The organism is Acetomicrobium sp. S15 = DSM 107314, assembly GCF_016125955.1.
Classification (GTDB): domain Bacteria; phylum Synergistota; class Synergistia; order Synergistales; family Thermosynergistaceae; genus Thermosynergistes; species Thermosynergistes pyruvativorans.
In genome coordinates this window covers 1-310 of sequence record NZ_JADEVE010000416.1, presented here as the reverse complement: position 1 = coordinate 310, position 310 = coordinate 1, and the positions used below count along the sequence as shown (strand labels likewise).

The window sequence follows — 310 nt, the reverse complement described above, 5'->3', positions numbered from 1 at the left end:
ATGTCATCTGTAGACTCAACTTTCGGCAAGCGAATCACATCAGGATTTGCCGGAACAACCTCTATCAAATCCGCCTCCCACCATGGAGTAGACACATCGTTAATTCTAACCACTTTCCACAGAGGAGCGCAAAGTGGATCTGGCGTTGCCATATAGACGTAAGCATCCCCCAACCGTCGGTATGGCGGCGCCTTGAGAGGACTAGACATCCCAGACGATGTGGTCGTATTTATAGCCCAACATATACCGAGCAATATAAGAGAACTCGAAGGGGCGTTGAATAGGGTATTAGCCTGTTCGCAACTCAACT

1 protein-coding gene is annotated in these 310 nt (G+C 48.7%); it reads right to left on the bottom strand.

What is annotated here, in order from left to right:
- Positions 1-152 (bottom strand): aldolase/citrate lyase family protein (locus EZM41_RS14845; RefSeq protein ID WP_446697850.1); only part of this gene is annotated, 152 nt, incomplete at its 3' end.
- Positions 153-310 lie beyond the last annotated feature (158 nt).